The organism is Streptomyces scabiei 87.22 (genome assembly GCF_000091305.1).
Classification (GTDB): domain Bacteria; phylum Actinomycetota; class Actinomycetes; order Streptomycetales; family Streptomycetaceae; genus Streptomyces; species Streptomyces scabiei.
Genome location: NC_013929.1, coordinates 8,471,739 through 8,496,025, shown reverse-complemented (window position 1 = coordinate 8,496,025; position 24,287 = coordinate 8,471,739). Strand labels below are relative to the sequence as shown.

The 24,287-nt window shown below is 69.7% G+C and carries 21 protein-coding genes and 7 pseudogenes; 12 read left to right on the top strand and 16 right to left on the bottom strand.

Going from position 1 to position 24,287, the window contains the following annotated elements; all coding sequences use genetic code 11:
* The first annotated feature begins 49 nt into the window (after positions 1-49).
* The gene (locus SCAB_RS36830; protein WP_006379104.1) at positions 50-1,057 is read left to right on the top strand and encodes a LacI family DNA-binding transcriptional regulator; all 1,008 of its coding nucleotides are present in this window, start codon (positions 50-52) and stop codon (positions 1,055-1,057) included.
* 252 nt (positions 1,058-1,309) lie between these two features.
* Here the strand turns inward: SCAB_RS36830 and SCAB_RS36825 are convergent, their stop codons facing one another.
* Positions 1,310-1,741: a TetR/AcrR family transcriptional regulator gene (locus SCAB_RS36825; RefSeq protein ID WP_006379224.1), complete on the bottom strand. Its 432-nt coding sequence runs from the start codon at positions 1,739-1,741 to the stop codon at positions 1,310-1,312.
* 154 nt (positions 1,742-1,895) lie between these two features.
* Here SCAB_RS36825 and SCAB_RS36820 point away from each other — a divergent pair, with 154 nt between their 5' ends.
* Positions 1,896-2,177 (top strand): metal-sensitive transcriptional regulator, encoded by a 282-nt coding sequence (locus SCAB_RS36820; protein ID WP_010358257.1) that lies wholly within the window; start codon positions 1,896-1,898, stop codon positions 2,175-2,177.
* Positions 2,178-2,289: 112 nt separating this feature from the next.
* Here SCAB_RS36820 and SCAB_RS36815 read toward each other — a convergent pair whose 3' ends face one another.
* The 4 genes from SCAB_RS36815 to SCAB_RS36800 form a co-directional block, all read right to left on the bottom strand.
* Positions 2,290-2,865 carry a rhodanese-like domain-containing protein gene (locus SCAB_RS36815; protein WP_010358256.1) on the bottom strand — a complete coding sequence of 192 codons (576 nt, stop codon included), beginning with the start codon at positions 2,863-2,865 and terminating at the stop codon, positions 2,290-2,292.
* A 136-nt stretch (positions 2,866-3,001) separates the two neighbouring features.
* A complete protein-coding gene (locus tag SCAB_RS36810) occupies positions 3,002-3,745 on the bottom strand; it encodes a sulfite exporter TauE/SafE family protein (protein ID WP_006378575.1) in 744 nt (247 codons plus the stop codon).
* On the bottom strand, positions 3,742-4,107 hold the full coding sequence (locus tag SCAB_RS36805; RefSeq protein ID WP_010358255.1) for a rhodanese-like domain-containing protein: 366 nt from the start codon (positions 4,105-4,107) through the stop codon (positions 3,742-3,744). The genes SCAB_RS36810 and SCAB_RS36805 overlap by 4 nt, the downstream gene beginning before the upstream one ends.
* Before the next feature lie 35 nt (positions 4,108-4,142).
* Positions 4,143-5,507 carry an MBL fold metallo-hydrolase gene (locus SCAB_RS36800; RefSeq protein ID WP_006378722.1) on the bottom strand — a complete coding sequence of 455 codons (1,365 nt, stop codon included), beginning with the start codon at positions 5,505-5,507 and terminating at the stop codon, positions 4,143-4,145.
* Positions 5,508-5,703: 196 nt separating this feature from the next.
* Here SCAB_RS36800 and SCAB_RS45555 point away from each other — a divergent pair.
* Positions 5,704-6,092, top strand: a pseudogene (locus SCAB_RS45555) (DUF302 domain-containing protein); the annotation flags it as partial.
* A gap of 52 nt (positions 6,093-6,144) precedes the next feature.
* Here SCAB_RS45555 and SCAB_RS36795 read toward each other — a convergent pair.
* The 5 genes and pseudogenes from SCAB_RS36795 to SCAB_RS36780 form a co-directional block, all read right to left on the bottom strand.
* Positions 6,145-6,420, bottom strand: a pseudogene (locus SCAB_RS36795) (4-hydroxy-2-oxovalerate aldolase); the annotation flags it as partial.
* Positions 6,417-6,869 (bottom strand): annotated as a pseudogene (locus SCAB_RS36790) (acetaldehyde dehydrogenase (acetylating)); the annotation flags it as partial. The pseudogenes SCAB_RS36790 and SCAB_RS36795, both read right to left, overlap by 4 nt.
* A 243-nt stretch (positions 6,870-7,112) precedes the next feature.
* A pseudogene (locus tag SCAB_RS36785) lies at positions 7,113-7,751 on the bottom strand (LutC/YkgG family protein).
* Positions 7,748-8,340 (bottom strand): annotated as a pseudogene (locus SCAB_RS45550) (lactate utilisation protein LutB domain-containing protein); the annotation flags it as partial. The pseudogenes SCAB_RS45550 and SCAB_RS36785, both read right to left, overlap by 4 nt.
* A 180-nt stretch (positions 8,341-8,520) precedes the next feature.
* On the bottom strand, positions 8,521-10,791 hold the full coding sequence (locus SCAB_RS36780) for an MMPL family transporter (protein ID WP_006379207.1): 2,271 nt from the start codon (positions 10,789-10,791) through the stop codon (positions 8,521-8,523).
* Positions 10,792-11,033: 242 nt separating this feature from the next.
* On the opposite strand from SCAB_RS36780, the gene SCAB_RS36775 reads away from it, so the two are divergent.
* From SCAB_RS36775 to SCAB_RS47130, 3 genes are all read left to right on the top strand, one after another.
* A complete protein-coding gene (locus SCAB_RS36775; protein WP_006378898.1) occupies positions 11,034-11,762 on the top strand; it encodes a response regulator transcription factor in 729 nt (242 codons plus the stop codon).
* Positions 11,756-12,859 carry a sensor histidine kinase gene (locus tag SCAB_RS36770; RefSeq protein ID WP_010358252.1) on the top strand — a complete coding sequence of 368 codons (1,104 nt, stop codon included), beginning with the start codon at positions 11,756-11,758 and terminating at the stop codon, positions 12,857-12,859. Before SCAB_RS36775 ends, SCAB_RS36770 begins: the two co-directional genes overlap by 7 nt.
* 266 nt (positions 12,860-13,125) lie before the next feature.
* Positions 13,126-13,335 carry a hypothetical protein gene (locus tag SCAB_RS47130; RefSeq protein WP_143673346.1) on the top strand — a complete coding sequence of 70 codons (210 nt, stop codon included), beginning with the start codon at positions 13,126-13,128 and terminating at the stop codon, positions 13,333-13,335.
* Between the two features lie 1,682 nt (positions 13,336-15,017).
* Here the strand turns inward: SCAB_RS47130 and SCAB_RS49465 are convergent.
* From SCAB_RS49465 to SCAB_RS46705, 4 genes and pseudogenes are all read right to left on the bottom strand, one after another.
* A pseudogene (locus SCAB_RS49465) lies at positions 15,018-15,260 on the bottom strand (ArsR family transcriptional regulator); the annotation flags it as partial.
* Positions 15,261-15,266: 6 nt separating this feature from the next.
* The gene (locus tag SCAB_RS36760; RefSeq protein ID WP_006378819.1) at positions 15,267-16,127 is read right to left on the bottom strand and encodes a restriction system modified-DNA reader domain-containing protein; all 861 of its coding nucleotides are present in this window, start codon (positions 16,125-16,127) and stop codon (positions 15,267-15,269) included.
* Between the two features lie 109 nt (positions 16,128-16,236).
* On the bottom strand, positions 16,237-17,820 hold the full coding sequence (locus tag SCAB_RS36755) for an ATP-binding protein (protein ID WP_225966632.1): 1,584 nt from the start codon (positions 17,818-17,820) through the stop codon (positions 16,237-16,239).
* A gap of 234 nt (positions 17,821-18,054) precedes the next feature.
* Entirely contained in the window at positions 18,055-18,480 is a 426-nt protein-coding gene (locus tag SCAB_RS46705; protein WP_143673463.1) for a hypothetical protein, read from the bottom strand.
* 63 nt (positions 18,481-18,543) lie between these two features.
* Between SCAB_RS46705 and SCAB_RS45535 the strand changes: the two are divergent.
* From SCAB_RS45535 to SCAB_RS36740, 3 genes and pseudogenes are all read left to right on the top strand, one after another.
* Positions 18,544-18,684 (top strand): annotated as a pseudogene (locus SCAB_RS45535) (undecaprenyl-diphosphatase); the annotation flags it as partial.
* Between the two features lie 100 nt (positions 18,685-18,784).
* Positions 18,785-18,967: a hypothetical protein gene (locus SCAB_RS36745; protein ID WP_013005172.1), complete on the top strand. Its 183-nt coding sequence runs from the start codon at positions 18,785-18,787 to the stop codon at positions 18,965-18,967.
* Positions 18,964-19,566: a chloramphenicol phosphotransferase CPT family protein gene (locus tag SCAB_RS36740; RefSeq protein ID WP_013005171.1), complete on the top strand. Its 603-nt coding sequence runs from the start codon at positions 18,964-18,966 to the stop codon at positions 19,564-19,566. Before SCAB_RS36745 ends, SCAB_RS36740 begins: the two co-directional genes overlap by 4 nt.
* A gap of 333 nt (positions 19,567-19,899) precedes the next feature.
* Here the strand turns inward: SCAB_RS36740 and SCAB_RS36735 are convergent, their stop codons facing one another.
* Positions 19,900-20,640: an SDR family NAD(P)-dependent oxidoreductase gene (locus SCAB_RS36735; protein WP_013005170.1), complete on the bottom strand. Its 741-nt coding sequence runs from the start codon at positions 20,638-20,640 to the stop codon at positions 19,900-19,902.
* 222 nt (positions 20,641-20,862) lie between these two features.
* Between SCAB_RS36735 and SCAB_RS36730 the strand changes: the two genes are divergently transcribed.
* Together SCAB_RS36730 and SCAB_RS36725 are read left to right on the top strand one after the other, a co-directional pair.
* The gene (locus SCAB_RS36730) at positions 20,863-21,831 is read left to right on the top strand and encodes an expansin EXLX1 family cellulose-binding protein (protein ID WP_013005169.1); all 969 of its coding nucleotides are present in this window, start codon (positions 20,863-20,865) and stop codon (positions 21,829-21,831) included.
* A 151-nt stretch (positions 21,832-21,982) separates the two neighbouring features.
* Entirely contained in the window at positions 21,983-22,813 is an 831-nt protein-coding gene (locus SCAB_RS36725; RefSeq protein ID WP_041670070.1) for a DUF6585 family protein, read from the top strand.
* Between the two features lie 32 nt (positions 22,814-22,845).
* Here SCAB_RS36725 and SCAB_RS36720 read toward each other — a convergent pair whose 3' ends face one another.
* The gene (locus SCAB_RS36720) at positions 22,846-23,496 is read right to left on the bottom strand and encodes a DUF4291 domain-containing protein (protein WP_013005167.1); all 651 of its coding nucleotides are present in this window, start codon (positions 23,494-23,496) and stop codon (positions 22,846-22,848) included.
* A gap of 182 nt (positions 23,497-23,678) precedes the next feature.
* Between SCAB_RS36720 and SCAB_RS36715 the strand changes: the two genes are divergently transcribed.
* A complete protein-coding gene (locus SCAB_RS36715; protein ID WP_013005166.1) occupies positions 23,679-24,173 on the top strand; it encodes a nuclear transport factor 2 family protein in 495 nt (164 codons plus the stop codon).
* Positions 24,174-24,287 lie beyond the last annotated feature (114 nt).

The window sequence follows — 24,287 nt, the reverse complement described above, 5'->3', positions numbered from 1 at the left end:
GTACAGTACATCAGGCGTGGTACACCCACAAGAGCGGAAGGGGCGATGGATGGCGGGCGAGGCCGCTGCTCGGCCGGAGGGCCGGGTCACCAGTTCCGACGTCGCCCGGGAGGCCGGAGTCTCCAGGGCCACTGTCAGCTTCGTGCTCAACGGCACCAAGGGGCAGACGATCTCCGAGTCGACGCGGCAGCGCGTCCTCGAAGCGGCGGCCCGGCTGCGCTATGCCCCCTCGGCGGAGGCCCGGACGCTCAGCCGCGGCCGGAGTGACGTCGTGCTCCTCTATCAGCCCCCTCAGTTGCCGCTGACCGACCTGGGCACACTGGTCGAGTTTCTCTCGGCGGAGTTCGCGGCCGTCGGGCTCACTGCGGTGATCCATCCGTGGTCCCGCAGGCCCGATGGTGATGTGTGGACCGTCATCACGCCCGTGGCCGTCCTCGCATGGGACCTGCCCGATAATGACGTCGCCGCGATGCGGCGCAATGGCGTACGCGCCGTGGTCTCTCTCACCGCCGAGTCCGACCCCGTCGCGCAGTGGATCTGGGGAGCCCGGGAAAACAGCATCGCCCGGCTGCAGGTCGAGCGACTGCTCAGGGCGGGGCACCGTCGGCTCGGCTACGCCCGCCCGCACGACGAACGCCTGGCCGAGGCGAGCGAGATGCGCCTGAAAGCACTGCAGGGAGCCTGCGCCGAGCACGGTGTGCCGGGCCCGGTGGCTCTGGCTGTTCCCTGCGACGAGGTGGGAGCCGGAGCCGCTGTCGAGGCATGGCGTGGGATGACCCCCGCCGTCACCGGCGTGTGCGCCCACGACGATGTGGCAGCCTTGGCCGTCCTCGCGGGTCTACGCGAGCAAGGACTAGCCGCGCCGTCGGACCTGGCCGTGATCGGCGCGGTCGATTCGCCGGCCGCACGCCTCGCAGCCCCGCCGTTGACGATGGTGGCAGTAGATATGCGGGACACCGCACGACATCTCGTCGAGGCGATCATCAGTCTCCTCGACGGACGGCCCGTCCCTATCGGTCCTGAGGTCACCCGGGTGATCGAGCGTCGCTCAGTCTGATCTCGGATCACGCCCCGCCGCGCCGCAGCAGGCTGGATGCTGTCTCCTCCGACCGCGGTGAGGGCGTAGGATGGCGCTTGCGCGCGCTACTAACGCGCTTTAGTTATTGTGGATGATGAGATCGAGACGGCAATGCCTCGTCGGCGCGAGGACCCGGGCGCGACTGGTTACTGCGGATCCGGCGACACGATGCGACGGTCAGGCGAGGCGCAGTCGTTGAGCCGGTCACCTCGCTGATCGCCACAAACGCCCTCACGGAAATCGTCTCCCTAAAGGCGGCCTAGAGGCGTCCCGGCCCAGGGTGTGTAGCACTGCCCGGCACAGCCTGTCCTCGGCGAACCGAAAGTGGTAGTCGGGGTTGACGGAATAGTCGACGGCGATGGCCCGTACCATCGCCGAGCACAGCAGGGGCCGGTCCAGCAAGGACCGGGTCAGGGCCACCAGCCGATCGCCGACGGTGGCGCCCGGATCGTTCCCAGGGGATTGCCAGCAGTCCTCAACAAAGCCGTCGATATGCGTCTTCCACAGCGCTGCGAACAAGTGCACCTTGGAGGGGAAGTAACGATAGAGCGTGCCGAGTGCCAGGTCGGCGGCCTTGGCGACCTCCTGCATCTGCACTCGTTCGTAGGCCACATCGGCGCCCAGCTCGGCAGCGACTTCCAGAATGCGTTCGCGCCGTGCCACCTCCGTCGATGACGGTCAGCTCGTACGGGCGGGCGTTGGCCTGATCGGCACTGAGGGCGGTGGTGGTGGAGCGACGGGGATTTTCCTTTGCCCGGGTGAGGTTACTCCTTCGGTAAGATACCCAAGGGGGTATCTTACCGAAGGAGTGTGGGTTGTGGAACTGGCGATGGCGGCTGAGGAACTGAAGACGGTGGTCAACCGGCTGCGCCGGGCGCAGGGTCAGATCGCCGGTGTGATCAAGATGATCGAGGAGGGGCGGGACTGCGAGGACGTCGTCACCCAGCTCGCCGCGGCGTCCAGGGCTTTGGACAAGGCCGGTTTCGCGATCATCGCCACGGGGCTGCAGCACTGCCTGACCGATGCGGACATGGCTGCTTCCGGTGACCGGGAGCAGATGCGTACTCGGCTGGAGAAGCTGTTCCTTTCTCTGGCCTGAGCTGTGGTGCCGCGACGCCGGATCACCCGCCCGGTTCGGAGCTGTTGGCCACATGGCCTGGATACGAAAGGGGAGGGATCCGGAGCCAGGTCCCTCCCCTTTGTGGTGTGGTTCAGCGGTTGCGTAGTGCGGCCAGTGTGTTGTCGAGGTCGGCGGCGCGGGGGCGGTTGTGGGGGAGCTTGGCGAGCATGGCGGCCATGCCGCAGGTGTTGGTCAGGGCGGAGTAGACCAGACCGCCCGCGATGCCGGCGGAGATGAGCTGGAAGGCGGGGTGGACGACGAGCCCGAGCAGCAGGCCGAGCAGCACGGTCACTCCTGCGGTGAGCCTCACCTGTCGCTCCATTCCCCAGGTGGCGCGGGAGGCGCCCTGGGGGCGGTGGAGCTCGTGGCCGTCGGCCGCCCAGGCACCGGTGCCTCCTGACAGGGTGGCGGTGGTGACGCCGTTCTCTGCGAGGATCTTGCAGGCGTTCTCGGAGCGGGCGCCCGAGGCGCAGACGACCAGGACGTCGCCGCGGTCGGTGGCGTGACGGATGTCGGGCAGCGCGCGCCGGATCTGGTCGAGGGGGATGTTGAGCGCGCCGGGGAGATGACCGCCGGCGTATTCGCCCGGGGTGCGCACGTCGATGATGGTCAGTTCGTGCAGGCGGGTGCGCGCCTCGTCGGTGGCGAGGGCCGTGGGTGTGGTCATGGCAGATGTCATCCTTGTGTGTCGGAGTGTGCTGAGCTTGATCTGGCGGGAGCCGGACTGAGGGCGGTCCTGAGATGCGCGGTGGGGCTGGAGAAGCTCTCCTGGTCCTGGTCTGAGCCGGTCGCGGCCCTCGTGTTCAGACGATCACGTCAACGAGCATGAAGGCCGCCACTGCCAGCAGTACGCCGGCGAAAACTCTCTGAAGAGTGGTGCCGGAGATCTTCGTCGCGAGGCGTTTGCCGTCCCAGGCTCCGAGGATCGCGGCTCCGGTGAAGGGGCCGATGACCTCCCAGTGGAGCCCGCCACCGGTGCCGGTGCGAGCGGCGAGCGCGGCGAGGGAGTTCACCGTGATGACGAGCAGGCTGGTGCCCACCGCCCGCCGCATGGCCAGTCCCAGGACGCCCACCAGGGCGGGCACGGCGAGGAATCCCCCGCCGACCCCCAGAAAGCCCGTCACGGCGCCGAGTCCGGCACCGGCGCCAGCCGCCCTGCCGGGACGGATCCGGTCCGGCGGCCCGGACGCGGACGGACGCAACATACGCAGAGCCGCCAGCGCGGCGATGACCGCGAACGCCGCCGTCAGCACCGCTTCGGGCAGGCGCCCTGCAACAGCTCCGGCGAGAAAGGCGGGGACGATGCCCGCCGCAGCGAACAACGCCCCTGTCTTCCATGCCACGTTCCCGCCGCGGGCGTGGGCGTACAGGGCGGTGGCGGAGGTGGCGGTGACGATGATCAGGCTGGCGGTGGTGGCGGCGGCCGGGGTGAAGCCGAGCAGATAGATCAGTGCCGGTACGGCAAGGACGCTGCCACCGCCGCCGAGGGCCCCGAGCGCGAGACCGATGACGGCCCCGGCGATGAGGGCGAGAACGAGTACGGTCACGCTATCCGGCCGCTGTTCCCGCGTTCGTCGACGACCGGGTGCCCGGCGGCGGCCCACGCGTTCATACCGCCCTCGACGTCCACCACCTGCGCTCCGCGGTCGGTGAGGAGCTTCGCGGCCTGCTGGGAGCGGTGTCCACTGCGGCAGATCACCACCAGCGGACGGCCCTGCGCCTCGGCGGGCAGGATGGCGCCGGCGACCAGGTTCGTCAGCGGTACGTGGATGGCGCCCGGGGCGTGGCCCGAGTTCCATTCGGGCTTCTCGCGGACGTCCAGCAGGACGGCGTCAGGCCGGTCGCCGCTGGTACGGCTGTGTGCCTCGTCGACCGTGACACGGGGCCCGTTTCGGCGAAAGAGGAACATCACACGCTTCCTTCCTTGCGGGAGATCGGCCGAACTCAGGCGGAGGCCAGGGGCAGCCCGGCATCCGCCGCGGCGTCGAAGGCGTCGTCGACGGCGACCACCTTGCGGCCGGCGGCATCGAGGAGGGAGGCGGCGATCGCCGCGCGCATCCCGCCGGCGCAGTGCACCCACACCGTCCCGTCCGGCACCTCGCCGATACGGCCGTGCAGCTCGTGGATCGGGATGTGGACCGAGCCGTCGATGTAGCCGCCTACGCGCTCCGAGTCCCGGCGCACATCCAGGACGACCACCTCGTCGCCGCGCTCGCGCACCTGGGCAAGGTCGGCGAAGCGGGCACGCGGGAAAGAAGCGAGCCTCTCGCCCTCATGGACCCAGCCGGCCGGGTCGCCGGTGGCGGCGGCGGCCGGGCGGTCGATGCCTACCCGCGCGAGTTCCCGCTGCGCGGCGCTGATCTGCTCCGGGGTGTCGGCGAGCAGGGTGACGGGCTTGCCCCAGGGGATCAGCCAGGCCAGGTAGGTGGCGAGCTTGCCCTCGCCCTCGAAGTTGAACGAGCCGGCCACGTGCCCCTCGGCGAAGGCCATGCGGCTGCGCAGGTCCACCACCCACTCACCGGCGGCCAGCCGGGAGGAGATTTCGCCTGCATCCGCACGCCTCGGCGGGGTGAGGTCGACGGGGGCGGGGCCGGCGGCGTTGGCCGGGCCCATGTGCGCGTAGTAGGCGGGCACGTCCTCCAGCCCGGCGAGCATCCGCTGAACGAAGGTGTCCACGTCCAGGGTGAGCGCGTCGTTGCTGGTGCGTTCCTTGCCGATCGTGGTCGCGTCCCCCTCGGCCTGGGCGGAGGAGCAGAAGCTGCCGAACCCGTGGGTGGGCAGCACCGGCACCTCGTCGTCCAGCTCGGCGGTCAGGCGGTGGGCGGAGGCGTGCTGGGCCCGGGCCAGCTGCTCCGTCAGCCGAGGCTCCACCAGGTCAGGGCGGCCCACCGTACCGATCAGCAGCGATCCGCCGGTGAACGCCGCCACGCCGCGCCCGTCCTGCTCCAGGACGTAGGAGGTGTGGTGCGGGGTGTGCCCGGGCGTGGCGATCGCACGCAGGACCAGACCCGCGTCCACGTCCACGGTGTCGCCATCGGCGACCGGGGTGCGGGCGAAGGACACGTGCGCCGCGGCCGGCACCAGATAGGAGGCGCCGGTGACGCGGGCCAACTCCAGGCCACCGGTGACGTAGTCGTTGTGCACGTGGGTCTCCGCCACGTACGCGATGCGCACCCCGCGCCTGGCGGCGGCGGCGATCACCTGGTCGATGTCGCGCGGCGGATCGATAACCACCGCGGCAGCGGCCCCGCCGGCCAGGTAGCTGCGGTTGCCCAGACCCTCGAACTCAAGAGTGTCGACGAAGAACACGACTGCGGCTCCTCCACAAGAACGGTGTACCCCGGGGGGTATTCGGCACCTACCCTAACAGGGGTACCCCGGGGGGTATTCCTGTGGTCCTGGACGTCCCCCATATCTCCGGGTGCGGCATTGCGTCCGCTGCGCCGGGTACCCGGCGGGGTATCAAGGAACCGGGTTTTCCGCCTCACCGAAGGAGCAGCGCACCGTGTCCTACGACCGCACCGTCCGACTGGCCGTCACCGACTTCGACGCCGCCACCGCCGCCGTCCGCCAGGCCTTGGCCGACCAGGGGTTCGGCATCCTCACCGAGATCGACGTCCAGGCCACGCTGAAGGCCAAGCTCGGCCACGACATGGAGAACTACCTAATCCTGGGCGCCTGCAACCCGCCGCTCGCCCACCACGCCCTGGAGGCCTACCGCTCCATCGGCCTGCTCCTGCCCTGCAACGTCGTCGTCCGCCGCGACGGCGACCACACGCTCGTCCAGGCCCTCGACCCGGACACCATGGTCACCTCACCGGCCTGGACGCCCTCAAGCCCGTCGCCGACGAAGCCACCGCCCGACTCGACGCCGCGCTCAGCGCCCTGGCCGCCACCTGCCCTCTCCCCGGTTCGGCATCTGGCCGACCCCGGCACGCGGTGCGCGGATCGTGCCCACGCCTGGCAGCAGGAGAGTGGTGAGCCGGGCCCGTTTCAGTACGGAGGCCGCGGTCTCGATCCACTCCCAGTCGGTGTGCGAGCCGGGCCCGTAGTTGACCGAACTGCCCGCCAGACCGTCGCCGTGTGCGATCTCGATCGCGTCCACGCCGGCCTCGTCGAGCGCTGTCACGATGCGGGCGACATCGACAGGGCTGATGCGGTGGCGAACGGCGTGCATGCCGTCCCGGAGGGTGACGTCCTGGACGTAGATCTGCGTGGTCATCGGCTGTCCGCCTTCGCTGCGGCGATCCGCTCGGCGACTTGGAGTCCCGCCGCGGTCATGATGTCGAGGTTGCCTGCGTAGGCGGGCAGATAGTGTGCGGCGCCCTCGACCTCCAGGAACACCGACACCTGATGGGTGGGGCGCCGGGTGCCGGCTTCGAGCAGGGTGTCCAGTGGCTGGTCGCCGGGGATCTCGGTGATCTGCGTCTGCTGTTTGAGCCGATACCCCGGGACGTAGGCCGCCACGTCGGCCACCATCTTCTCGATGCTCTGCCGGATATCGGACCAGGCGGCCGGGTCGGGGGCGTCGACCAGGACGAAGACCGTGTCACGCATGATCAGCGGCGGCTCGGCGGGGTTCAGGACGATGATCGCCTTGCCGCGCTGTGCGCCGCCGACCTTCTCGATCGCTCCGGCGGTCGTCGTGGTCTCGGATCGCACGAAGGCGCGGCCTGCTCGCGACTTTGGGTGAGCGAGCCGTGGCGGAGGCACGGCTGATGTTCCCGCATCAGCCTCCAAGCGCACGAGTCCGGCTGGACGCCCTCGGACCGAGCCTGGCGGACGAACTGGCACGGATGCACAGAAGGGCTCCGTTCCGCGGCAGCACGGCTCTCAGATCGTCGTTCTCCACGGACCTCAGACGATCCTGCTTTCCTACCGCAGGAGGTGAGCAGAGCCCGATGCGAGCATTTCCTACTCGCCATTCCTGTTCACCGGGATCACTTCCAGGGTGCGCGAACCGTGCACCCCCTCGACCCGGTCCAGCCCGACGTCGCTGGTCGCTGAAGAACCGGAGATCCACGTCAACGGACTTACCGGTTCGAGGCGTTCGAGGCCCTGCGGCACCGCGGAGACGACCTGGTCCGGGACCCGTACGACGCAGATGCGCTGGTCGGGCATGAGCGTGATGCGGCGGCGGCCCTGGCCGGGGGAGCCGTCGAGGACGACGGTGCCGGACTCGGCGACGGCCACCGCGCACGCCGTCACCACACTGTCGATCCGGTCCAGCTCGTGCGGGGTGCTCGGCCCGGTCCGGGACCTGCTCGGCGTCGGCGTCCGCGAGCCAGGACTGCTCCAGCCCCGACGGCACCAGGACCGTCTGGAACCCCGCGCCGCCGGCATCCCGGCGAGCGTCGCGGGCAGGTCCGCTGCGGTGCAGTGGTGCACGATCGCCCGGTAGTCGGCGAGGTTCTCGGCCAGGAGGTCCGCCGTCTCCTCGACGCCGCGGTCCCCGTGCTCCCGCAGATACGTCCGCTCGATCGGAGCGTCCTCGCCCGAGACATCGGACAGCGCGCGCCGCACCCGGCCCAGGATCCGCTCCCTGCTGCTCACTTCGAGCCCCCCTTCTCCGAGCGGCCGCCGTCGGTCCGCGGCCACCAGTCGCGGAACGGCTCCACGGGTAGGGCCGGAAGATCCCGGGTACCGCTCCAGGCCTGCCCGGCCCCGGAAGCGAACGCGGATGCAGCCGCCGGGTGCGCGAGGTCGGCCGCTGTCCGGTGCGCAGGACACCGGGGCGGGCGAACGCCCAGCGGGCCGCCCGCATCGCCGCCCGCTCGGCCGCGTGCCCCTTGGCGGGCTTGAGCACCACCTTGTTGCCCTCGCGGACCACCAGCCCGCCCTGAACGACCCGTTCCCGCAGATGCACCAGCACCTCGGGGATGTCGATGGCGACCGGGCAGACCTTGTAGCAGGCCCCGCACAGCGAGGAGGCGTACGGCAGCGGGGCGTCGATCTCGCTTTCCGTGCCGCGCAGTTGGGGGCTGAGGATCGCACCGATCGGGCCCGGTTAGACCGAGCCGCAGGCGTGGCCGGAAGCGTGGCCGCAGGCCCACTCGTAGACCGGGCAGACGTTGAGACAGGCCGAGCAGCAGATGCAGTGCAGGGCCTGGCGGCCGACCTCGTCGGCGACGGAATCGGAGCGAAGCGGCCGACTTCGAAGAATCGGCACGCTCAACAGGAACCGGGTCCAACGCCCGCGCGGATCACCCCCTGCAGGAGACAGGCATACTCGAATCCCGAACGTTGATAGTTTTCTGATGTGGACCACTTCCAGATCGGCGTGCGGTCAACTCCTGGCGCCGCCCACACGCCGATGGGCTCCTCAGTACCGTCGTGCACCCGCGCCGCTCACCGGGGCTGCCGCCCGGTCGGCGTCGCGCGGCTGCCGTGCCGCCCGATCCCATCCCGCCGGCCCGGACGCCTGCGTCAGCCTGCTCGTCAGTCGCTCCCCCTCGATGTCCATGTCCGGCAGCGCTCGGTGCAGGAACCGGGGCAGCCACCATGCCTTACGGCCCAGGACCGCCATCACGGCGGGGACAAGCGTCATCCGGACAACGAACGCGTCCAGGAGCACGCCGACGCCGAGCGCAAAGCCCATGCCTTTGATGACCTGCATGTCGGCGAAGACGAACGACCCGAACACCGCGATCATGATCAGCGCGGCAGCGATCACGACCTTCGCGCCGTGCCCGAATCCGCGGACCATCGCCTCGACCGGCGGCAGCCCATGGGCGTACTCCTCCCGCATCCGGGAGACGAGAAAGACCTCGTAGTCCATAGCGAGGCCGAAGAGGATGCCCACCAGCAGCATCGGCAGGAAACTCAGGACCGGGCCGGTGGTCTTGATGCCGAGCAGGTCGGAGAGCCAGCCCCACTGGAACACCGCCACCAGCGCGCCCAGCGAAGCACCGAGGGACAGCAGGAACCCCAGGGCCGCCTTGAGCGGGACGGCGAGGGCGCGGAACACCACGACGAGGAGGAGGAGCGCCAGGCCCATCACCAGCAGGCAGTACACGGGCAGGGCGGAGGAGAGCTTGTTCGCCACGTCGATGTTGACGGCGGTGGTGCCGGTGACATTGATCTCGGTGCCGCTGTTCTTCTCCACGGCGCCTCGGGCGTTCCGTATCTCTGCCAGGACCCGCTTGGTCGTCTCGGTCTCCGGGCCACCGGTGGATGTGACGCTGAGCAGTGCCGCATGACCGGACTCGGCACGGACCGCGGGGGTCACGGAGGCCACCCCAGGCAGGTCCCGCACCACACCGGCCATGCGCTCGGCGGCCGGGACGACCTCCGTCCTTTCACCCTGTACCAGCACGACCAGCGTGCCGCTGTAGCCGGGGCCGAATCCGTCGTCCACGAGCTTCTGTGCCCTGCCCGCGGAGGTGTCGGGATCCTGCGTGCCGCCGAGCCCCAGTCGGAGATCCGCCGCAGGGACAGCGAGGACGCCCAGGCCCACCAGAGAGACGAGCAAGACGCTCCACCGGCGGCGGGCCACCATGGCCGCCCAACGCTGCCCTGCGGGCTGACGTGCCGAGACGGGGGCGCGCTCGACGGAACGACGCAGGACGGGGACCGTGCTGGTGGCGATGTTCCGTCCCATCAGGCCGAGTACGGCCGGCAGCAGTGTGACGGCGATCGACACGGAGACGACGACCGTCGCCGCAGCACCCAGTCCCATGACGGTAAGGAACGGGATGTTCACCACGGAGAGCGCGGCCAGTGCGATGACGACGGTCGCGCCGGCGAAGACGACCGCTCCACCGGCCGTCCCGGTCGCCAGGCCGGCCGACTCCTCTGGTTCCATGCCCGCCCTGACCTGGGTCTGGTGCCTGGAGACGATGAACAGGGCGTAGTCGATGCCCACGGCCAGGCCCAGCATCACGGCGAGGATCACCGAGGTGCTGTCCATCGTGACGACGCTGGTCAGACTCAGCAGGCCGAGCACACCCACGGCAACCCCGACGAGCGCGGTCGCGACGGGAATGACCGCGGCACGCAGGGAGCGGAAGACGAAGACCAGAATGCCCAGGGCGATGAGCACGCCCACGGCTTCCCCGGGGCCCATCACCTTGACCTCGACCTTGGAGAAGGCGTCTCCGCCGATCTCCCCGGTCAGCCCCTCGCGACGTGCCTCGGCCACGAGTCGCTCGACGCCGTTGGTGGTCGCCTCGGAAAGGGTGCCGGTCTTGTCGGTGGTGAAGGTCAGTGCGGCGATGCCCGTCCGGCCGTCGGCCGAGACCGTCCCCGACGACGCGGAGGGTGCGGTGACCGACCTGACGCCCAGAACATCCGCCGCCTCATCGACCGTTCGCCGTACGATGCGGGCCACGTCGCCGGTCGTGAGGGTCTCACCGCGTGGGGCCCGAAAGACGATCCTTCCGGTGAGGTGGGACTGGTCGCTGGGGAACTCTGCCTGCACGACGTCGAGCGTGCGCTGGGCCTCGGTACCCGGGATGGTCGTCGAGGTGGTGAACGGCTTCATCAGGCCGAGGGCCGCCAGGACCGCGACGAGCAGCAGTACGGACCAAGCGCCGATGACGGACCATTTCCGCCGGTAGGCGAAACGGCCCAGGCGGTACAGCAGGGTGGACACGCGAAGACTCCCGATGGCCGGGGAATGGGAAATGAGCAGTGCCCCGACCGGTGGAGGACGCCAGTCGCCGAGGCCTGCCTTATCCACCGTAGGAACGCCTCCGGGCCACACTCCGCGAAACGGCCCTTCGGGACCGCTGTTCACACACAACTCCCATGGAACGCGCCACGCGGGTCGGAGACGATCAATTGAGCACCGAAGGCGGGCAGGGTCCCGCGGCACTGAGGAAAGGGTTGACGCGCATGCCCGACGAGAACGCCGCAGCCGTGGCGGAGTCCGAGCCACCGCTCGGGCGATTGCTCGTCGTCGACGACGAGCCGGCGATCCTGGACACCGTCGGCCGTTTCCTGCGGTTCATCGGCTACGAGGTCCGGACGGCCGCCACGGTGAAGGAAGCCCTTGCCGAGGCCCGCGACCACCTTCCCGAGCTCATCCTGCTGGACATCATGCTCCCGGACGGCGACGGCATCGAGGTCATGCGGCGGTTGCGCGCCGACGGCCTCCCGCACGCGGTTGTCTTCCTCACCGCACGTGACACACGTAAGGACCTGGTCAAGGCACTCGCAGCGGGTGGTGACGACTACGTCACCAAACCGTTCGGTCTCGACGAGGTGGCCGCCCGGATCGGTGCTGTGCTGCGCCGCACCCGCAGACCCGAGCACGAGAGCTCCGTCCTGCGGGTCGCCGACCTCGAACTCGACCCGGCCACCCACTCCGTACGCCGCGGCGGCACTGCGATCGGTCTCTCCCCGACCGAGTTCCGGCTGCTGCGCTACCTGATGCTGCACAGCGGTCGGATCGTGCCCCGGGCCCAACTCCTCGAACACGTCTGGTCGTACGACTTCAACGGCGACGACACCGTGGTCGCCACGTATATCAGCTACCTGCGCCGCAAACTCGACGCGCTCGGTCCACCCTTGATCCACACCCAGCGGGGCATCGGCTACGCCATCCGGGAGCCGGGATGCTGAAGCGGTTGCGCCGGTCGCCGCTTCGCGCGCGCCTGAGCATGGTCGTCACGGTGCTGTGCGCCGGCGCCATGGCAGCCACGGCACTCAGCTGGATTCTCAGCGGCGATCCGGCCGTGATCGTGCTCGTGGAACTGGCAGGGCTGACCGGTGTGGCCCTGGTGAGCACTACTGTCGTACGGCGGGAACTGCGCCCGCTGGAGCGGGCTGCGGACACGGCCGACACCATCGCCGCCGGCGACTTCGCCCAGCGGTTGACCGTAGCCGCCTCAGCACCCACCACGGAGGTCGGACGCCTCGCGGACGCCTTGAACGGGATGCTCGACCAGATCCAGGCCGCGCTCACCGCCCGCGAGCAGTCCGAGGAGCGGATGCGTCAGTTCGTGGCGGACGCCTCGCACGAACTGCGCACGCCGCTCCAATCCCTGCGCGGCTACGCCGAGTTGTACCAGAGCGGGGCGCTGCCGGACCGGGCCGCGGTGAACGAGGCGGTGGAGCGGATGCTCTCCGAGATCCATCGCATGACACGGCTGGTCGAGTCGCTCCTCGGGCTTGCCCGGTTCGACGAGCAGGACGAGGCAAGTCTTGAGCCGGTTGACCTGAGCGGGCTCGTACGCGACTGCTGCCGCGACGCCAGGGCAGTGGAGCCGTCACGGCCGACCGGGGCGTACATCGAGCCCGACGTGACAGTCAGCGGGGACGAGGCCCAGTTGCGGAGCCTGCTCAGCAATCTGCTCGGCAACGTCCGTATGCACACGGCACCGGATGTTCCCTGTCGGGTCACTCTGAGCACGTCGGGCGACGAGGTGATGCTACGGGTGGAGGACTTCGGCCCGGGTATCCCCCATGAGTCGCTCACCCACGTCTTCGACCGGTTCTATCGCGCCGACAAGGGCCGCAGCCGTGTCGACGGAGGCAGCGGGCTGGGACTGGCTATCGTGGCGGCGATCACGGACCTGCACCACGGCAGGATCCGTCTGGACAGCGTCCCCGGCCGTGGCACGCGGGTGGACGTCCTTCTGCCCGCGTCCCGCACCGGGTCGGTATCGGTCGATCGGGACACACTGCCGCGCTCGTCGGCAGATCGCGCTGAATGCTGACTTCGGCGGCCTGTCCCGGGGGCCCGCTCGTGACGAGCGGGCAGACCCGTCTGTCGGACACGGCCGTCCAAGGCCGCGAACTTCTTCTCCAGGTCAGCGAGGAAGCTGTCGCCACCGGGCAGCATCCCGGCGATGGCCCGGACCGTAGTGCCTGTGGAGCCCCTGAGCCGCCCTCGATGAAGGCGGCGGCCTCCGGGACGTATGCGGTCATCAGTTCCTTGAAGGCACGGGCCGCCTCTTCGCGGTCCAGCAGGTCGTCCATGCTCATGTCCACCGACAGGGGCGTTCGTTCGGCGGGGTCGGCGTCGAACGGAACCGTCCAGGTGTGGCGGCCCGAGCCCACCTCGACGCCGTCGCTGTCGCCGGGCAGGACAACCTCGGCGGCGGTGTTCGACGAGACGAGGGCCGTGACCGTCAGTTCGTGGTTGCCCTTCATCGTGGCAGAGTCCCGCGCCATGGACACGAACTACTGCTGAGCCACCGGCAATTCGCCCACGAGCTGTACCAGGTCGAGCACCGGGTGCTCAGGTTACTCGACGGGTTGCGTTGGTGACCCCGCGCTGGGCCGGATCCGAGAGGGCGGCAACCGCACTGTCGGCCTGGCCTTTCGTCGTACGCGGAAAGACCGCCCGAGATGTCGTCACTGGCGCCAGTCAGGATGCCATTCACCTCGTACCGCGAGGTGAATTCCGTCGACCGGCCCTGCTCGGCCGCCTCCACAGTGCCCCAGGTGTGTCGCCCCCTGAAGCGGGCTTCCAAGACTGCCCCGTTCGCCGCGGGCGCACGGGCGTCTGTCACGCGCGGCAGTGCCGATCTGGACACAGAAGATGTGAACTCCCCCAACTACCTTGCCATGAGCCGGACGTACATGAGCGTCACTCAAGGGTCCTCGCGGATCCATGAACTCTCCGAGGTACCAAGAGCTCCAGTTCGGCATTGGTGCCCGCGAGCCGACCGAGACTGCGCTGATATCGGCGCCAAGGAATGGCAGTTGTGGGGGTGTACCGGATAGCGCGAGAGCACCGGCTGCCGCGCGAGGCGGCGGGGCCTGTGCCACATGGCCCGACCACCGCGCGGCTCCTGGACGGCCCCTGACACGCCCGGCAGGTCGGTCTCGGCCAGGAACCATCAATCCCGGGCCGGCACGCATCAGCCGTCCCGCCTGAAGACATTTCCGCAGGCCGTGATCACGAAAGGCGACCGCCACCAGCAGCGAAGAATCCGCTGGCCAGCCCCCCGCCCCTGGCAGACGACCACCGCCACTCAGTGCCCCGTCAGCGGCTCATCGGCCCTACTGCTCGCCGCGCCACCCCCAGCCGCAAGGCGAATCAGTACACGACCTCGCACCACCCTGACCAGCGGCAATACGCTCCACAACCGAAAACGGTGCGGATTCGACCCGGATTCGCCCCGAGGGCCCCAGACTCCAAAACGAACAGTAGTTGACCTGCAGTGATGCTGATTCTTGCCGCTGTACCGAGCATCCACCGACAGAGGAGTCTCACAATTGAAACTAAGTGGACATTTTTGGGCGATTAGCGCCACGTAGCGAGTAGTCGCACCCGCCGGCGCCACCTCCGGCTCCCCCGAGCGCGAACCGAACAGCAGCACCACCCGGCGCTCCACTCTGGCGACTAGGGGGCTGACAGAACAGGGCTCTGACCAGCCCCTTTACGGAAGTCCTTCCGCCTGACAGAAGACGTCTTGCCGAGCCGATGCAAGCCTCACAACCCTGTTTCCAACCACGGCACGCGGGGCGACGGAGCCCCGCCGACAGAGACGGGAACTGCCATGCCGCACATCACCGCTTTTGCTGGAAACCAGTGGTTCTTGGCGGGAGCGATCAACGAGACGCTCTCGCAGTGATCACTTCCAGGGCCTGCCGCAGGGCGCCCCACCGGTGATCGAGTTCAGCCCGAGCTGGTCGACAAGAAGACACCTCGTACATGTACTTGTGAACCTGTCCGGCGCCTGGATGTCCACTACAGACCGATGCCGGACCACCTTCATCGCCCGGAATGACCGCATCTGCCGCATGTCGGTGGGACGGGAACGACAATACGCGAACCCGAATTCGACCCGGATTCGACCCCAAGTGTTTGTTTATCAATTAAACATAGCCTCTGACCTGCGGAAATACGGGGCGGCAGACGAGTCAGGCTATACGCCGGGTACTGGCCGGGGCGTCCAGCGCCACCAGCAGCCGGGCTCGGGCCCGGCCGACCAGAGCGGTCAGCGCGTCCGGTTGAGGGACGGTCTTTTGTTCGCCCCGCAGGGCGGCGGTGCCGCGGGCAGGGTAGATCAAGGTCCTGGGCCAGGGGTCTTCCAGGTGGGCGGCGATATTCCCGACGAAGACCGAAGGGATCAGCAGGAGACCGTCGCCGGCGAGGCGGACAGTTCCGCCCTGTCACACCGGTGCGGGTGGCGGGAAGTGCGTGGCGCGGAACTCGGCGAGGGTCTGCTCCACACCGGCGATGGTCAGACGCCAGAAATCCCAGCCGTCGATCTTGTTGCTGCCGGTCGCGGCCCTGGCGGCGGTGGTCGGGGTGCGCCAGGGGCGGCCCAGGACGTTGATCTGGCCCTCGTGGTTCAGGACCGCCTGGTGGACCTTCTTCTCGTGCCGGCCCGTGAAGGTGATGCCGGCCTTCAGGTCGTCCGGGTCCAGATGTTCCAGCAGGTCTTGCAGGTCGACTCGGGAGCGTTCCGGGTCGACGGTGGGTGTGGGCGTCGTTGCGGCCGGCGTGGGCGCGGCAGCGGGCCGGTCGCAGGCGCGCTGCAGGGCCAGGGCCATGGCGGCTGCTGAGCTGTATGGCGCCTTGGGCCCCACCTTGTCGTCGATCAGCTGCTGGATGGCGGGATCGTCCCCGTAGCGGGCGAGTACGGTGACCGCCCGCATGAGGCGGCTGCGGAGCGGGACGAGGTGGGAGTCGTTGAGCGCGAGGATCCGTATGGTTTCGTCGGCGCGGCACAGGCCGCGTTTCGCTTCGGCCTGCGAGTAGGGGGTGCTGCTGCGCCGGGCGTAGCCGGCGCTGTCGAAGCCGAGCAGGTCGGGGTCGCTGTGGTGGGCTGGGAGCAGCGGCTGTTCGCGGTCCAGGTCATCGGCTGATGCGCGGGCGCGGGTACCGCCTATGACCGGGAACTGGCTGCCCTTGGCGCGGCCTTCCCGGACACCGTTGTAGCGGGCTCCGCCGCTGTTGCAGTGTCTGCAGGCGATGCCGTAGTTCGACACGTCGCAGGCCAGCCACCAGTGACCCGGGTGGCCGGGCACGTCGCGTACTGGGCACCGAAGATCTCGGCTCCCGCACCGAACCCGTGCTGCTCCGGGAACACGGCCACGGGAGGAAGATCCGGGGGCGCTCCTGGCTGACTCCCGGCCGTCAGGCGCGCAGCAGGGTGACGGTGCGCCCGGAGGGCGTGGTCTGCTGCGAGAAGGCGGTGCGCTCGTGGACCGTGGCTGCTTGCGGGCGGGTGTCGAAGACGACGAGGGTGCCCGTGGACAGCTCCATGCGGTCCAGGTAGTCGTCCAACTGTGCCAGCCCCTCGGCGAGTGGGTCGGTGCGGCCCTGGCGCCACACCTTCAGCTCCAGCGCCTCGCGCTGCACCGCCCGCGAACGGTCGGCAGCGGTGTAGGGCTGGCGGATCAGCAGGTCCACGCGCCGCCGGCCGATCCCGTACTCCCGGTCGATGAAACCCGCCCCGTTCACGATCCGGTGCAGGTAGGCCATCATCACCAGCTGTGCCGCGGCCTCCGGGTAGGTCGAGGCGGTGGCCAGGATCTCGCCGTTCTCCCGCCAGAACTCGGCAAAGGAGCACAGCAGCTTGTCCATGTCGATCCGGCCGTCCGGCAGCCGGAAGCTGCTCGGGGCGGCGACGACCTGGCCCTCCGTGTTGTTCCCCAGGACCCGGACAATGACCTCCTGGTAGATCGGATTGGCCACCCGCACCGGCGCGTCCGGAGCGACCAACCCCAGGTCGCGCACGTACGCCAGATCGTCGTCGTACGTGTCCGTCGGCAGGAGCAGCTCGCCCGCGATCACCGGCTGGATCACCCGCCGTACCCGGTCCTCGCCCAACCTGGCGGCCAGCGAGTCCAGATGCGTCGCACGCGCCAGGATCAGCCGCTCCTTCGCCTCCTCCATGTGCTCGGCCGTGATCGGCGTGTCCGACGGCACTCCCATCTCCTCGACGACCTCCCGGGCCAGCGCGTTGACCAGCCACGGCTGTCCCTGGGTAAAGCCGAAGGCACACTCCAGCGCATCCACCGTGAAATCCTGGCCCGTCTGCGTGGTGTGCTGCCCGTACAGCTCGGCGACCTCGGCCTCGGTGAAGTCGCCCAACCGCAGCGACGCCACCTTGATGTTGAACGGACTCGACGTACCAAGGCGCCCCGGATCCCCGCCCGAGGCCGCCTTGTAGTCACGCACATCCCGCAGCCCGCACAGCACTACCGCATGCGGGAAGCCGCCACGGCTGACGGTGAAGCCATCGCGCAACTGGCGCAGCACACTGCGCAGGCTCTGCCCCCGCAGCGCGTCGATCTCGTCGAAGAACAGCACCAGCGGACGCGGACAGCTCCGCACCCACTCAGCCAGCCCCCGCGTGAGCCGGGACCCGGGCACCGCGTCGGGCCAGGATGCGGGGGGCGCGAGCTCATCAGGAAGCCCAGCGGACTCCGCGGACCGCCGAATCGCCTCCAGCACCAGCAGCTCGGCCTGGCCGTAGTCCTCCCCGGCCACCTCCCCGCTCTCGCACGAGAAGTGCAGCGCCGCGTACCGGCCCGATGCCGTCAGTTCCCGGGCCATCGCCGCCAGCACCGTCGTCTTCCCGGTCTGCCGTGGCGCGTGCACCACGAAGTACTGGCCCTGCTCGATGTACCCGCGGGCCCTGGGCAGCCGCTCCTGGGCCGGCACCATGTAGTGACGCGTGGGGACGCACGGCCCGGCCGTATTGAAGTAGCGCATACCGCGCACGCTAGCCGACGGCACCGACAACCTGAGGCGACCGTGCACCCGACCACCGGCTACACCGCCCCGTACGGGCACGAGTGCCAGAGCAGCGGTGCCCCGGTGCGGGGATCACCCGGCGGGCAGACGCAGAAACGCGGCCAGCGCCCGCCGGAGTGCGGTGACCGCTGGAGCGCCTCCGGCGACCGCCAGGGCATGCAGGTCACTGCCGCACAGATCTTCGCTTGCCGATCAGCTCATCCGGGGCACGTTGTCGTCCTCATCGTCCCAGTCGGTCTCATGCATCCTGCCCTTGCCGAAAATCTCATCCGGGCTGTTGAGCGACCGGGGCACGCACTGCGGCCAGGGCCTTGTCGGACAGTTTGGCCGCGGGTCAGGGGCCAGTTCCCCGCAACCGCGTACGCCGGAAAGCGGCTGTACCTGCTTCGTCACGGCGGCAAGGAGTGGCTGGACGAAGATCGACACAGTCGCATCGCCGTGGAGAAGCGCATGGGCCGCGAGGTCGCCGGCGTGGATGGTCTCTACTCGCACGTTGCCCTGGCCATGGAGCAGGAGATTGCAGGTTCGCTGCAAACCGGAGACTGCAGGTTCGCTGCACACCAGGTGGCTGCGTTTCGTGGCCAGCGAAGGAGAGCACTGGAAGGTGCCGTCTCCCACTGCTCTCACATTCGATCTTGAAAGTGGTGGAAAACCGCAGGTCAAGTCGGGTGGAGCAAAGTCGTCATAAACTTGTGTATGAAGTTCATCACCACCAAGAGCTTCATGCCGTTCGTCTGGTACCGCATCGCGCTCGGCATCGTCATCGTCGTCCTGGTGTCGATGGGCGTCCTGAGCCCGCACGCGGGCGAGTCGGCGGGCTGACACGGTCCGGTCCGCCCAACTCCCTTCAGTGACCAAGCACATACGGCATCCGTAGCCGCCCTGTAGCGCACGGTCAGTGCGGGCGCCTACTCTGGTCGGCATGTCCCCCGATCATCCTCTTGCGTGTGGTTCCGTACGGTCCGCCGCCGACCTGAACGACCGGATCCGCGCCCTGTGGCGGCGTGCCGGCGGGTCACTGTCGGCCGAGGAGCGTGCCGAGTACGAGCTGCTGGTCGCGGAGTGGGCCGCGGCGATGCGCGAAGACGTCGTCGAAGCCGCGTGACACCCGTACGGCCGGCCGTGGACACCGACGAGCCGGCGGGCGGCAGCGGCGGCCTCATCATCTTCCTCAACGGGACGTCCAGTTCGGGCAAGTCGAGCATCGCCGCGGAGTTGCTCCGCATTCTCGACGAGCCGTCCTTCCACATCCCGGTCGACGCGTTCCACGCCATGCGGACCGGCCGGGAGATTCCCGCCGACCGGCTCCCCGCCGTGCTGCACGACACCTGGCGGGGTTATCACCGCGCGATCGCCGGCATGGCCGCCGCGGGCAACCAGGTCGTCATGGACCACGTCCTGAGCGCGGAATGGCGGCTGCGGGACTGCCTCGACCTCTTCGTACCGCAGGACGTGGTGTTCGTCGGGGTGCACTGCCCCCGCGCCGAACTCGAACGACGCGAGCGAGAGCGGGGCGACCGGCCGCCGGGGCTGGCCGCGCGACAGCTGGCCCAGGTGCACGCGCACGGCCTCTACGACATCGAGTGCGACACGAGCCGGGCGGATCCGCGCCGGTGCGCCGCCCGCATCAAGGACTTCCTGGCCGACCGCCCCACCCCGACCGCGTTCCAGCGCCTGCGCACCAAACAGAACCCGGCCATCTGACAGCCCGCCTCACCACCAGCCCCGCCGAACGAACAACCCCCGGCCGACGCCACCCCCGACAGGGGCGCGGGGAACTGCGCGACCAGCCCCACGCCCCGCCGACCGGACAACCACCGGCCGACGCCACCTCCGCCAGGGGCGCGGGGAACTGCGCGACCAGCCCCCACAAACCCGCCGGCCGACCGACGACGGAATCCCCACACCTCACCATCAGCCCCGCCGAACGAACAACCCCCGGCCGACGCCACCCCCGACAGGGGCGCGGGGAACTGCGCGACCGGCCCCCACAACCCTCCCGCCGTCCGACAACCCCGCCCACCCGCGGCGCGAACGTCAGCGGCCGCCCGACACCCTCAGCACCGCGCCCGTCGTGTACGACGCCTCCGGGGACATGAGCCAGGCGATGGCCGAGGCGATCTCGTCGGCGCGGCCGGGCCGCCGGAGGGGGACGGACGCGGCGATACGCTCGGCCCGCTCCGGGTCCCCCATCCGCGCGTGGATCTCCGTGTCGATCACTCCGGGGGCGACCGCGTTGACCCGGATGCCGTCGGGCCCCAGTTCCTTCGCGAGCCCCGTCGTCAACGCGTCCACCGCCGCCTTGGTCGCCGCATAGTGGACGTACTCGCCGGGGCTGCCCAGCGTGGCCGCCGCCGAGGACACGTTCACGATGACTCCGCTCCCCGAGGCGGCCATCACCTTCGCCGCCCGGCGCGAACACAGCAGCACGCCGAGGAGATTGACCTCGACCACCCGCCGCAGCACATCGGTGCCGGTGTCCGCGAGCCTGCCGAACGGGCCGGTCACCCCGGCGTTGTTGACGAGCCCCGTCACCGGTCCGAGCCGCTCCGCCGCGGTCTCGAAGAGACGGTCCACGTCGGCCTCCACCGAGGTGTCCACCCGCACCGTGACACAGCGCGCCCCGTTCGCCCGCGCCCCCGTCGCGATCCACTCGGCGGCAGCCCCGTCGTTCACGTACCCCACGACGACGTCGTGGCCGTCCGCCGCGAGCCGCAGGCAGGTCGCCGCACCGATCCCCCGGCTTCCACCGGTGACCACCGTGACCGGACGTGACATCCCAACCTCCCCAAGACTCGGCGATCGATCATCCTACGATCGCAGCCCGGCCGACAGCTCACAGCGAGGGCAACCATTCCGGCCCCGGCGGCAACCCAGGAGTGCAAAGCTCCTCCACACGAGCCTCACACACATCACCGATGCTCCTGAACCACCCCTTTTCGGATCCGGACCACGCACAGAACCACGCAAGAACCACGCACAGAACCGAAGGACTTGACCGTGGCAGCCCGTTCCCACCGCTCCTCCCGCCGTCCGAAGCGGCGCACCGCCCTCATATCCGTCGCCGCCGTCGCGGTCGCCGGACTCGCCGCGTCGCTCGTCATCGCCTTCGGCCCCGACCGCGACAGCGGCACCGAGGCGTCCGAGAAGGTCGGCGCCGCACCCGCCGCGACCACCCCCGAGGCGACCGCACCCTCCCCCGAGGAACCGAAGCGGAAGCGGAAGCCGAAGGCCACGCCGTCGAAGTCCCCGTCCCCGTCCGCCTCGAAAAGCACCGAGCGGGCACGCAGGTCCCCCGCGCCCACTCCGCCGGAGCCCGCCGTCACCCGGCAGGCCGGTTCCGCGTCGGGACAGCTTGCCGGGCGGATCCGTCCCGGGGTCGACTACAAGGGCATCGCCACCTTCTACGACAGTGACGGCAGCGGAGCCTGCTCGTACGACCCGAGCTCCGACGTCATGACGGCGGCGATGAACACCACCGACTACGAGGTCTCCCAGGCATGCGGGGCCTACGTCCGGGTCCGCGCGGCGAGCGGGGCCACCGTGACGGTCCGCATCACCAACGAGTGCCCGGCGCCCTGCCGGCCCGGCCAACTCGACCTCAGCGCTGAGGCGTTCGCCAAGCTCGCGGCCCCCTCGCAGGGACAGATCCCGATCACATGGAGCCTGCTGAGCCCGGACACCTCCGAGCGGATCTCCATCCGGTACAAGACGGGCTCCAGCGCGTACTGGTGCGGTATCCAGGTGATCGGCCACCGCAACCCGGTGGCACGGCTGGAGGTCCGCGCCTCAGGCTCCTGGACCCGGCTGCCGCGAACCGAGTACAACTACTTCCTCTCCGAACAGGGCGGCGGGTGCGGCGGCGCCCTCAGGATCACCGACATCTACGGGGAGCAGCTCACCGTCGACAAGATCGCGGTGCGGCCGAACGTCGTCCAGCCCACCGGCGCGCAGTTCAGCGGGCACTGAGCACGCCGTCCCGTGCGCCCCGGCCGGGCACTGAGACACCTACCGCTTTTCAGCCGGACGCCGTAGCATCCCGAGTCACATTCCGATCTTCAACTCGGCTCGGGGAAAAGCCTGTTGAGGGTGAACGGCACGTACGGCGGGGGTGGCGACGATGGCCCGAAACCTGTGGGACGAGATCCCGGCGACAGTGACGGCAGCGGCGGCGGAGCGTCAGCTCGGTGACGGCCGGTACGCCTTTCGCACCCGGACGAGTTCGGTGTCCTGGTGGGGCGCGTTCATGCTGCTCCTGGTCACCGCGTTCTGCGTGATGATGGTCTTCGTCATCAGTGGTGAGAGCGAGTGGACGAACGCGATCCTCTTCATCGTCCTCGGCGCGGGCTCCTTCCTGGGAGCGATCGCCGTCCCCCTGGCCGCACGGTTCCGCCCGGTCGCCTGGTGCGGTGTCTTCGCGGGCGGCGTGGTCTACCAGTACGGTTCGCGGCCGCCGATCGCCGGGTCCTGGGACGAGATCACCGGATGCCAGCGCCATGTGACGGAGCAGGAACGCAACGGGATCACGGTGGCGACCACGCATTCCGTGCACGTCCAGATGCCGGCCGGCAATTTCATGGTGTCGGGCGACACCCCCGAGGCGCAGCAGGTGGGAACCCTCATCGCGGACGGCTGGCTCACGGCGCAGAGCCAGGGCGCGGAGGAGGAAGCGCGAGCGCAGCTGGCCGAACTCGCCACGGTGCTGGAGAGTGGCGGGCGCGCGGCGTTCGGCCCGTTCACGGTGAGCCTGGCCGGGCTGGAGCACGGGGGCCGGTACCTGGCCTGGGAGACGATCGGCGAAGTCGACCTGCTGGGTTCGACCATCCACGTCCTGGTCACCGGTGAACGCAAGCCGGCCGCACGGGAACCCGTCTCCGGCGTGCCGGACAGCGCCCTGTTCCTCACCGTCACGGACGCCCTGCGACGGTCGGCGCGGCAGCCCGCCGAGTAGGCGATCCCACCCGGGGCCGCGCCCCGCGAACCTCAACGCAGATGGGCCAGCACGTCCTCCGCCACCGGGTACGGCGGCTCCTGCGGCAGCAGCGCGGCGGCGCGGTCCAACGCCCCCGCCCGCACATGACCGTGCACCTCCCGGGCGAGCGGCGTCACGTCCTCGATCCCGACGATCCACTCGTCGGCGTACCTGGCCGCAGCCTCGCCCACCAGCCCCAGCTGGAGGGACCGGTACGGCAGCGGACCGAGACGCAGGCTCCGCTCCGGATCCCACTGCACCCGCGCCGGCGCCCGCCTCAACCGGCGCTTCCACTCCGCCTGGTCCGTATGCAGCTCAGGCACGAAGTGCGACAGACACGCGTGCCGCAAGGCCCATTCGAAGCCCTCCCGGCCGATCTCCACGGCCAGCACGGTCTCCTGACCTTCCTTCATGCCCCAGCCGCAGCGGTACATCATCCACAGGAAGGAGGGCTTGATCCATGTCATCCGGTCCCGCTTCCACGCGGCCGGAAAACGGCCGTCGCGCGCGGCCGGGCCGCCTATCTCCGGGCGGTACGCCTGGTAGACGGTGATCGTGTCGGTGGTATGACGGGCACGGATCCGGAACTTGGGTTCGGTCGGTGCGAGGTCTTCGGTCGGTGCGAGGTCTTCGTTCGGTCTGCGATGTTCGTTCTGCTTCACGGGGACCAGATTCGATCAGGGCCGCCCCTCACGGCCACCGATTATCGACGGCCGGGCCCCGCGGACCCGCTCCCCGCCCCCAGACCTGGACCTGACCCTGGCCCTGACCCCGTTCCCTGACATATCCCCCATCCCCGCGCACACCCCTTGGCGTGGCCCGGCTCCTGCCCCAAGCTGAGCCGATGACGCAGCGCGTGGAGCTCGCGACCGTGATGGACCGGCTTGCCGTCGACGGCCTGATCACCGAGTACGCGGTGGCGGTGGACGACGGGGACTGGACGGCCTACCGGGATCTGTTCGCACCGGGGGGACGCGCGGACTACCGCTCGGCCGGCGGCATCGAGGGCGACGCCGCCCAGGTCGCCGGATGGCTGGCCCGGAGTATGGAACTCTTCCCGATGCGGCAGCATCTGATCGTCAACCGGCGGGTGCGCTTCGGACACCTGGAGCAGGACACCGGCGACACCGCCGAGGTCCAGGCGGACTACATCAACCCGATGCGCTTCGCCGGACACGACGGCGGCTCCACCGCCCCCGACTTCGTCTGCGGCGGCCGCTACGCCTTCGCGGTGACCCGCACCCCCGACGGCTGGCGCCTCAGCGAGGTCCTCGTCCAGGAGAAATGGCGACGCGCCCCGGAGGGCCTCACCCCCGCCCAGCGCCCTGCACCGGCCTGAGCGCCCCGGCCTGAGCCGCCCCGGCCAAAGAGCACAGCCCCACCGACAGCCCCTGGCGGCACACCACCCGGTACTCCAGTCGGCCCAACCCCTTTCCCCCTCCACGTCCCCTTC

Excerpts from the sequence above, each read along its gene's own strand:
- SCAB_RS36830 (WP_006379104.1), top strand. The coding sequence starts at position 50 with ATGGCGGGCGAGGCCGCTGCTCGGCCGGAGGGCCGGGTCACCAGTTCC.
- SCAB_RS36815 (WP_010358256.1), bottom strand. The coding sequence starts at position 2,865 with ATGACCACACCCACGGCCCTCGCCACCGACGAGGCGCGCACCCGCCTG.
- SCAB_RS36805 (WP_010358255.1), bottom strand. The coding sequence starts at position 4,107 with ATGTTCCTCTTTCGCCGAAACGGGCCCCGTGTCACGGTCGACGAGGCA.
- SCAB_RS36775 (WP_006378898.1), top strand. The coding sequence starts at position 11,034 with ATGCCCGACGAGAACGCCGCAGCCGTGGCGGAGTCCGAGCCACCGCTC.
- SCAB_RS36770 (WP_010358252.1), top strand. The coding sequence starts at position 11,756 with ATGCTGAAGCGGTTGCGCCGGTCGCCGCTTCGCGCGCGCCTGAGCATG.
- SCAB_RS47130 (WP_143673346.1), top strand. The coding sequence starts at position 13,126 with ATGTCCACCGACAGGGGCGTTCGTTCGGCGGGGTCGGCGTCGAACGGA.
- SCAB_RS36755 (WP_225966632.1), bottom strand. The coding sequence starts at position 17,820 with ATGCGCTACTTCAATACGGCCGGGCCGTGCGTCCCCACGCGTCACTAC.
- SCAB_RS36745 (WP_013005172.1), top strand. The coding sequence starts at position 18,785 with ATGTCCCCCGATCATCCTCTTGCGTGTGGTTCCGTACGGTCCGCCGCC.
- SCAB_RS36735 (WP_013005170.1), bottom strand. The coding sequence starts at position 20,640 with ATGTCACGTCCGGTCACGGTGGTCACCGGTGGAAGCCGGGGGATCGGT.
- SCAB_RS36725 (WP_041670070.1), top strand. The coding sequence starts at position 21,983 with ATGGCCCGAAACCTGTGGGACGAGATCCCGGCGACAGTGACGGCAGCG.
- SCAB_RS36715 (WP_013005166.1), top strand. The coding sequence starts at position 23,679 with ATGACGCAGCGCGTGGAGCTCGCGACCGTGATGGACCGGCTTGCCGTC.